Source organism: Bartonella krasnovii (assembly GCF_003606345.3).
Taxonomy (GTDB): domain Bacteria; phylum Pseudomonadota; class Alphaproteobacteria; order Rhizobiales; family Rhizobiaceae; genus Bartonella; species Bartonella krasnovii.
Genome location: NZ_CP031844.2, coordinates 41,872 through 52,046, shown reverse-complemented (window position 1 = coordinate 52,046; position 10,175 = coordinate 41,872). Strand labels below are relative to the sequence as shown.

The following is a 10,175-nucleotide window of genomic DNA, read 5'->3' as shown; positions in this document are numbered from 1 at the left end:
ATGCGTGTTTACTTGTAAATTAAAGAACATATTGGTTTTATATTCTTTTGAACTTCTTTTTAGTAAAAAATAAAAGCTATTAATGTCTGATAATCTCCATTGTCATTAAACTATAAGTTGGTATGCAAACATAACTTTAGCATTAGTGGTACGTTTTGTTTTATTATTCGGCTAACTGCATATTTTTCTTTAAAGACTTCGTTATCTCATTTGTTGATTTTATTGGCTTCTTCTTAAAATAAACTTTCGCCCTTGTCCTCATTTAAGACAAGGGCGAAATAATTTTACTCAATGTATTATGTTGATTATTAGTTCAATGTCATATTGAATCCCGCACCTATACCCCAGTGACCACCAGAATTGGTAACAGATACGTTAGACAAAACAGATCCGCTTTCAGATGTATAACCAGCACCAAAGGCAAATGCAGATTTATTACGCCATAAGCCGGTACCAAATCCAACACTTAATTTTCCAGGTGTTTCATTATAGCGTAAGTTCGCCACTGCTATACCGATAGCTGCTGCTTGTCTTGCTTCCTTTCGCGCCCCCTCAATGCTGTAATTTAAAGCATCAAACTTCATATCCGTATAAGATTTCGCTTCATTAATAACATCACCCATTTGGTGATTGATAATGTCATTGAAACGCTCATCCGTATATTCTTTTGCCTTATCAAGAACTACATCCATCTTTTGGTTTGTCTCCCAAAGTTGGCTACCATTCACAGCTTGTTTTGAATCTTTGGATAAGTCACCTGCCGCTACATTATCTAACACTACCGGGTCGCTTTCACTCACACCAGCTAATGTAACTTTATTTATCTTATCACCCTTTTCATTTTTATCATACTTAACCACACCATTTGTAACCGTATTTTCAATATTTTCTACCTTTTGATCAATATTGTTTACACGGTTTTCAACTTGAGTAACCCTATTATTTGTCTCAAAAAGTTGGCTACCATTAACGGCCTCTTTTGAATCTTTGGATAAATTACCATCCGCTACATACTTAATCTTACTTGGCTCTCCATTGTGACGAGCGTCGAAAGCTTTTTCTTCCTCGTTCCAATTTAAACCACTCGATGAGACATCCTTAGCAACATTATTAATACGCTCGTTGATATCGGATAGACTTCCATTAACTCCTTCAAACGCAGCTGCAACATCATGATAATCCTTCTTGCTATCACCATTCCCATCATTCTTGAATTGCGACACATAGAATGTGGGAGCGTTCCATTGCCCATTCTCATAGCCTGCACCACCACCAAAATATGCAGAAAGTGAATGGATCACAGAATAAAGCTGAGAGCCATTTATAGCATCCGTTGATTCAGCAGTAATGTCTCCAGCCTTAAGGTGCATAATCTTGCTCTCTGCTTTTTTATCACCTTCGCCATGCTGAGCTACAAATGCCCCATCACTCTCGCTCCACAACAAAGCATCACTTTTTGTTTTATTAATTTCCTTGGTAACTTCATTAGTGATTTTATTCTGAATATTTGTGAAAGATGTACCAACCGCAGACAGTGCTTTTTCTACAGTATCGTAACTCTCTTCACCTGCTGTACCATCCTCCTTAACTGTCTTAAGCGTAAAAGTAGGTGCTTTCCATTCGCCATTCTCATCATAACCAGCGCCATCACTCAAATATGCGGCAAGATTATTACCCATCGAATAAAGTTGAGAACCATTAACTGCATCCGTTGATTCAGCCGTAATGTCTCCATTTAAAAGGTACTTAAGCTTGCTCTTTGCTTTTTCTTCACCATGCTGAGCAACAAATGCATTATCACTCTCACTCCATAATAAAGCATCGTCTTTAACCTGTTGTGTAATATGCGTTATGTTTTGTGTAAGCTTATTATATTTATTTGTTATTTCGTTATTTATATCTTTTATACTTGTATCAAGCTGACCTTTGTTAACGGCATCATTATTATTCTTTGCATCTGCCACACCAGAAATAATCCGACTTGTACCACTTGTGCTGGTAATATCGATTTTATCGCCATCTGTATTCTTACCAATGGTGATGTATCTCGTTGTATCGTCCTGTTGTACAAAGCTACTGGCTGCGACTTGTTGTTCAATTTTTTGCAGTTGTCCAAAATTCACCGCATCAGTTTCATTAGTACCCTCTGCTACTCCTGTGATCTTTTTACCGGCAGTATCAATGCCTTCAGTCGTTATTTGTGGACCACCCGTAATTTTTAAACCCATTGCATCTAAAGTATTCTCGCCGGCTTTTACGCTACCCAGCGTAATGTCCTTTGCCAGATCAAACTTTATGTTATTGCCTTTATCGCCTTTTGTGATTTCTAAATTGCTACTTCCAGCTACAAAATCTACCATGCTGTCTATAGCAATAGCTTTAGCATTTTTACCATTAACAGATAGCTGCCAACCTTTGTCCACATAATCTTGTAAGGACTTCAACTGTGCAACATTCACCGCATCAGTATCTTCTAGACCTGCTGCTACTCCTGTAATTTGCCGCGATTGCATTATAGAAACATTACCAACACTAACGGCACCTAATGTACTTTTCCATACATAACCTAGATCATCCGATATACCTTTTCGTAAAGCTTTATAACCAATAACACTACCACTAACATCAGCTACAGAATACACTCCTAAAGCAACTCCCCCATTCATCGTCACTTGTGAATGAGCTCCTAAAGCTACAGCGTTAATATTAGATACAGATGCCCCAGGGCCTATAGCAACTGAAGAGTCTTCTTCAGCTATAGCATCTTTACCATTAACAGATAGATTCCAGCTCTTATTTACATAGGTTTGCAATGACTTCAACTGCGCAATATTGACCGCATCAGTCTCCTCTGTACCGGGAGCTTCATCATAAACAGAGATAACACTTTGGGGAGAAACCACAGAAACAGCCTTTATATCCGTAGAAACTCCTTCTCTTGGAGAGAGATTTTTTGAAAAAACAGGAGAAACACTCGACAAAAGTGCAGCGATTGAAGTCAATGACAAAACTTTAATAAAAGGAAAACGAGAAAATTTTAAATCACTCCCCGCTAATTGTGTATATAATTTGTTCATAACAAATTCCCCAATGAAAAAATAACTAAAAACACAAAAAAGACAAATTTAAATGCTAAAAAATCTTTTAGGTCTGGATTTCTTTAACATTATAAAAAATAGAGAAATTGCACATTTAGATGTCATCGTGAATGTCCCCGCTTTTTGTGTTACTCTGAGAAAATGAGATTCATTTTTTTTATGTATTAATTGATATTTATTTAATTTTCAGGCTTTTCGTTATTTTTTGCAAGGGTGATATTGTTTTTCTAGTTTTTTGTTTATCACTTTTATTCATAGATAAAGTGCTAATACCTTGAAAAGAAATGGGAGTTTTTCTTTTTAGCAAAGTATTAAGCAAAAATGTTTTTTTGTGTAAAATAGATGAATAAAGTCTACGGCTTTTCTTCAAAAATGCGTAAAGAGGGGCGTTTTTAGCTTCATTGTTATTCTCCCAAATAATCTCATCACAGGCTGTGAAAAATGACGGGAATAGAGATGGTTTAAGTTATCGAAGGCTAATTTAGCATATCATTTTTATCACTTCTCCAGTCAAACTCAATCTGTTCTTCTTTACCCGAAGATGAATCGTAAATTTATAGTTTTGTCGAAAGTCAGGCTAATTCATCTTTTCTTTTGAAAAAGGTGAAAACTTTGCCGAAATCGTAAACGTTTTTTCTGTTTTTAAAACCTGTCGTTATCATTATATCCCTTATCAATCTCTCTATGCATATCTTTTATAGATGTAAAAAACAGTTCACCCCTGCCTCATAAGACAAGGGTGAAAAGAATTTTTTATTTGGTTTGTTGATTATCAATTTAATGTCATATTGAATCCCGCACCTACACCCCAATGACCACCAGAAGTCGTAACAGATACATTAGACCGAATATTTCCATTCTCTGAGGTGTAACCTGCACCAAAGGCAAAAGCTGATTGACTGCGCCATAAACCAGTACCAAATCCAACGCTTAATTTTCCAGGTGTATCATTGTAGCGTAAATTAGACACTGCTAAACCAATAGCTGCTGCTTGTCTTGCTTCCTTTCGCACACTCTCAATGCTGTAGTTTAAAACATCAAACTTCATATCGGTATAGTGTTTGGACTTATCAACAGCTTCGTCAATCGCATCAATCGTAATATTACTAATCCGTTGATCCGTATATTGCTTGGATTCATCGAGAATAATCTTCATCTGTTCTTGGGTATAGTCATGGAGTTGACCACCATTTACAGCTTCTTTTGATCCTGTCTCAATTTTACCATTAGCGACATTATCAATCACAACAGGCTCACTGGCATCTCCCCCCGTTAATGTGATTTTATTGGTCTTGTTGCCGTTTTCGTCTCTGTCATAGCGAACAGCATCCTCAGCAATATCGTTAACCTTATTATCAATATTATCAACTTTACCATCAATATTGTTAACTATGTCCCCAATATCAGCAATGGTATTGGAAATGTTATCAACTCTGTTGTTAAGATGCTTAACATCTTTTTCAACACCAGAGACACGTTCATTGGTCTCCCAAAGTTGTCCACCATTAACCGCATCTTTGGAATCTTTTTCAACTTTACCATCAGCGACATTGATAATTTTACTCGGCTTACCATCGCGACCAGCATCATAGGCTTTTTCTTTATCATTCCACTTTAACGCATCGGAATCGACCTTGTTAATGACATCATCAATACGGTTATTAATATTTGACATATTTTTATTGACGTCACCAAAAGCATCAGCAACATTATGGTGCTCTTTCTCGACAGTTTCACCATTCTCATTGACTTGAACAATCTTGAAAGTAGGTGCTGTCCATTTGCCATTCTCATATTTGGCACCACCGCCGAAATAATTCGCAAGCTGGTTACTCATGGAATAAAGCTGGCTGCCATTGATTGCATCCGTCGAATTTTTAGAAATATCACCATCCATGAGATATTTAAGCTTGCTATTTGTCTTCTTGCCATTTTTCTCATGACGTGCAACGAATGCTTCGTCTTCTTCGCTCCACAGTAAAGCATCTTTTGAAATGCCTTCAATTTTTTGATTAAACTTATTGGATACATTCGTTAAGCGCTTATTCACATCTTGAACATTCTTATCAAGACCTGTTAAAGCTGAACCAACGTCATAAAAATTAGCCTTTCCTATCTGACCATCAACAATAGCGGATAAAGTATATTTTAGTCCTTTAAAGGCACCATTAACAAATTTTGCGCCACCACCAAAAAACTTCGCAATATCTGCTGATATTTTATTAATCTGACTACCATTAATGGCATCGTGAGAATTTTCAGAAATTCTACCATCTTTGACATTATGGAGAGCAACTGGTCCGTTGTTCTTATTGCCGCCTAAAGTCACGCTACCATAATTAACGCTGCCATCTTCATTTTTATCATAAAGAACTGCAGCAGCAGTTACTGTTTCGATATTTTTCGTAATATCCTTTATGCTTTTATCAAGTTGGTCTTTGTTAACAGCTTCGTCACCCTTTTCTGCCGCTTTTACACCAGAAATGGAACGTGCTACATTAGCATATCCGGCAATATTGATCTCAGTACCGGCTTTATCCTTACCAATGGTGATAAGTTTCTGTCCTTCGTCCCATTTAACAAGACTGTTTTCTTTCATTTCAGAAATCTTATTATCAATATTTGTAATAGAAACATTCACACCCGTAAATGCATCAAAAACATTACGATATGTCTCTCCCTGAATAAGGAAAGTTGGTTCAATACCTTCAAGTACATCTGTACTGCCCCCAAAATATTTCGATGTGTTTTGAGCAATTTTTGATAAGTTCTCAGTAACAGTGGTAACTTTCTCATTCGTCTTAAAAAGCTGAGAACCATTTACTGCTTCTGTTGATGTTTGAGAAATTTTCCCATCTTTCACACCAGAAAGTGTCCGATCCTCACCATTCATGTTTTCAATACTGATTTGTGTACCACCTTTTTCCTTACCAATGGTAATGAGCTTTTTGCCCTCATCCCATTTTACAAGACTATTTTCTGTCACATCATTAATCTGATTATAGATATCCGTGATAGAATTATCGACACCATCAAAAGCCTCAGCGACATTATTGTATTTTTTCTCAATAATACTACCGTTCTCACCGCGTTGAGAAACCTTGAAAGTAGGTTCTGTCCACTCTCCATCCTCATAGCTAGCTCCACCGCCGAAATAATTGGCAATCTTATCGCCCATCTTATAAAGTTGAGAACCATTGATTGCATCTGTTGACTCTTCAGAAATCTCACCATCCGCAAGGAACTTAATTTTACTATTTGTCTTCTCTCCATCTGTTCCATGACGTGCAACAAATGCACCTTCCTTTTCATTCCACAGTAAAGCATCTTGAGAAAGATTATAAACTTCCTCACTAATATCAGTAACCGTACCCGATATAGCATCAACTCTCGTACGAAAATGCTCAATGTCTTTTTCAACACCTTTAACATTCTCATTTGTCTTCCATAGCTGCGAACCATTTACTGCTTCTTTTGAGCCCTCTGAAATATCTCCATCTTTCACACCCGCAATGATCCGTTCTCCATCACTACCAGTAATATCAATTTTTGTACCACCTTTTTCCTTGCCAATGGTAATGAGCTTCCCATCTTCATCCCATTTAACTAGATTATTTTCTTTGATATCAGATATTTGATTGTGAATATTTGTAAAAGTATTGTTTACACCTTCAAAAGCATCAGCAACGTTAGTGTAGTTCTTCTTAGAGGAAGTTCCATTAGCTTCGAATTGGATAACCTTGAAAATAGGAGTATGCCATCCACCATTTTCATCATATCCAGCGCCACCACCGAAATAAGAAGCAACATCTTTCATCGAATTTATCAAATTTTGATTAACATTCTTGATATTTGCATCAAGTCCTGTCAATGCAGAACCAACATCATTATGTTGCCTCTGTTCGACTTTACCATCTACACCAACATGCGATAAATTATATCTTGGTCCTGTAAAAACTCCGTTATTAAATTCCGTACCACCACCAAAATATTTTGCAATATCTCCAGATATTGCATTAATCTGGGACCCATTAACAGCTTCTTTTGAATCCTTTCCGAGGTTACCATCTTTCACACCCGCAATGATCCGCTCTCCGTCAGTACCTGTGATATCAATTTTTGTACCGCCTTTTTCCTTACCAATGGTAATGAAATTCTGATCTTTTTCCCACTTAACAAGATTATTTTCTGTTACATTGTTAATTTGCGTGTAAATATCTGTAATAGAAGTATCGACAGCAGCGAAAGCATCAGTAACATTACGATATTCTTTATTATGAACAGTAAAAGTTGGCTTGATACCATTAAGTATATCTGTCTCATCACCACCAAAAAAATCCGCTATAGTCTCTGTAATACTTAAAAGCTGATCACCATTGATTGCCTCTCTTGAATCATGGCTGATCTTTCCAGCTCTAACACCATCAATAACCCGCTCTTGACCTTTACTATTAGTAATATTTATTTCAATACCTTCTTTTTCGGCACCAATGGTAATGAGCTTCCCATCTTCATCCCACTTAACAAGACTGTCGCCAACTATCTGGTTCTTTATTTCTTTCAGCTGTTTGTAATTTACAGCATCAGTGTCTTGCTCTCCCGCTGCCACTTTTGTAATTTTTTTATTGTCTGCATCGATACCATTCGCTGTTATCTTTGGACCACCATCAACAAACGAAAAGCCATCATTATCCATAATGCTATTGCCTGTCGTGACACTCGTCAACTTAAGATCATCATTCAAAGTAAATGTGACTTTATTGTCGTTATCTTTTACAATTTTGATATTTTTATTACTACCATTTGCACTCTCACCGGCAACAAAATCTACTGTACTACCAGCTTTAACATCTGTAGCATTGTTACCATCAACAGACAGCTTCCAGCCATTTTCTGCAAGTGTCTTTACCTCTTTCAATTGTGAAAAGTTTACAGCATCATCGTCATTCTTTCCTTCTGCTACACCAGCAATTACCCTAAAATCCCCATCTTTGTTTGTAATATCAAGTTCTGTTCCGCCTTTTTCCATACCAATGGAAATAATTTTTTTCTTCTCATCCCATTTAACAAGACTATCGCCAACTATCTGGTTCTTTATTTCTTTCAACTGTTTATAATTTACAGCATCGGTATCTTCTTCCCCTGCTGCTACTCCTTTAATCGTTTTATTACCAGCATGAATGCCTTTAACTGTTATGCTCGGTCCCTCACCATTTTCAAATCCAAAGCCAGCAGCACTCATAACACTTTCTCCTGCTGTGACACTCATTACATTAATGTCATCAGCTAAAGCAAATGTAACTTTATTTCTATCGCCTTTTTCAATTTGGATATTTTTACCGCCACTTTTAGTCGCATCAGCAGAAAAATCGACTGTACTATCTGCCTCAACATCTGTAGTATTACCGCCATTAACAGAAAGCTTCCAGCCACCTGCTTTAATTCCTGCTGTAAATTCTTTCAACTGTTTAAAATTTACTGCATCAGTATCATCTTCTCCAGCTTCCACTCCTGTGATCTTTTCATTACCGGCATCAATACCATCAATAGTCATGCGCGGCCCATTATCAATAATAAAACCATCATCATTCATAAAGCTTTGACCAGTAGTAACACTTGTTAATTCAAGCTGATTATTCAAAGAAAATTGAATTTTATTCTTATTATTTTCAGTACTTTTTTCAACTTTTAAGTTATCTTCTCCTACGGTTGTATCTTTCACTGAAAAATCTACGACATTGCCTGAATTCACGTCTGTAGGATCTGTATCGTTAGCAGAAAGTTTCCAAGCTCCTCCTCCTGCTATGACGTCTCTCATAGCTTTTAACTGTGCCACATTAACTGCATCAGTATCTTCACTCCCAGCAGCCACACCTGTAATTTGTCGTGTTAATTTACCGTTACCACTACCACCAACTTCACCAACACTAAAAGCTCCTGTTGTGCTAACCCATGCCATACCGTTTTCTGTCGTTTCACCATCTAGGTGAGGGTCATATCCCTTAACGCCCTTATCTCTATCAGAGACAGAACCACCACCGATAGCAACACCATCATTAACAAGTACCTGTGCATTTACACCAACCGCAACGGAATCTTCTGTTTTAGCATATGTATGCGACCCTATAGCAATCGCATTTTCAGCCTCCGCTATTGTTTCTCTTTGAGGATTTACTCCTTCTGTTCTTTCAGACTTAACGCTACCTATTGCAATAGCTCCTGAAGCTTTCGCGTGAGACCTTGAGCCTATGGCAATCGCATATTCCTTTTCTGCTTTTGCCTTTGTTCCTACAGCAACAGTACTTTTACCAGAGGCAGTTGCAAGCCCACCAAAAGCAACAGAAAAGTCCCCAGAAGCTTCTGATCCGATACCCATAGCAACAGTTGCTTTACCACTCGCAAGTGCAGAAACACCGAAAGCTTGTGACCCACCAGTTTTTGCAGTTGCACCAGCACCAAATGCTGTGGAATAATTTCCTGTTGCTGCAGAACCACAGCCCGTTGCAAAAGAATAAACACCATAAGCTTCAGGCATCGCATTCTGAATCCCACCAGTCAGTGCACCCATATAACCGCCTCTAGGAGTTGTCCAACTATCCCCCCCCCAAGTAACCTTTTCAGCAGTCGCACCATAAGGCTTACGACCACTATAATCTTGATTATTTATGAATCTCTCATATTGTTGCTCTGCGGTTATTTTTTGACTATTACTAACTCCCTGCTGTTGTTTGCCGCCACGACCAATGACGTTGTCTGCACCACAAAAATTATCATCACCAGATAAAACAACACTTCCATGGCTACCATGTGCATAGGAAACGCCCATACCACTTGTGCTTAAATTAGCTCCTCCTGTGAAGGCAAAGTTGGCAGCAAAAACAGGGGAAACACTTGATAGAAGTGTCGCCATTGCCGCGCTGAGCGAGACAGCTTTAATTAAACTTGGTGTGGAATATTTTTTTTTCATAAGAACCTCCTCCAACAGAGCTCAACATCATTACAACGCGCAAAAACACTCATGGCAAAACCCTTGTTTGCGCACCTAAAAAAACAATAAATCAATATAAAACTCCCCCT

At 37.7% G+C, this 10,175-nt stretch carries 2 protein-coding genes and 1 pseudogene; all 3 read right to left on the bottom strand.

Features of this window, described 5'->3' with window-relative positions:
• Window positions 1-308 precede the first annotated feature (308 nt).
• Window positions 309-1,679 carry a Vomp family autotransporter gene (locus tag D1092_RS10100; RefSeq protein WP_479385956.1) on the bottom strand — a complete coding sequence of 457 codons (1,371 nt, stop codon included), beginning with the start codon at window positions 1,677-1,679 and terminating at the stop codon, window positions 309-311.
• Window positions 1,653-3,077: pseudogene (locus D1092_RS10095) on the bottom strand (hypothetical protein); the annotation flags it as partial. The pseudogene D1092_RS10095 and the gene D1092_RS10100, both read right to left, overlap by 27 nt.
• A 793-nt stretch (window positions 3,078-3,870) precedes the next feature.
• A complete protein-coding gene (locus D1092_RS00170) occupies window positions 3,871-10,065 on the bottom strand; it encodes a Vomp family autotransporter (protein ID WP_120121651.1) in 6,195 nt (2,064 codons plus the stop codon).
• Window positions 10,066-10,175: the final 110 nt, after the last annotated feature.

What these genes read in the sequence shown, in the direction of transcription:
- D1092_RS10100 (WP_479385956.1), bottom strand. Translation starts at nt 1,679, where the DNA reads ATGGGTAATAATCTTGCCGCATATTTGAGTGATGGCGCTGGTTATGAT.
- D1092_RS00170 (WP_120121651.1), bottom strand. Translation starts at nt 10,065, where the DNA reads ATGAAAAAAAAATATTCCACACCAAGTTTAATTAAAGCTGTCTCGCTC.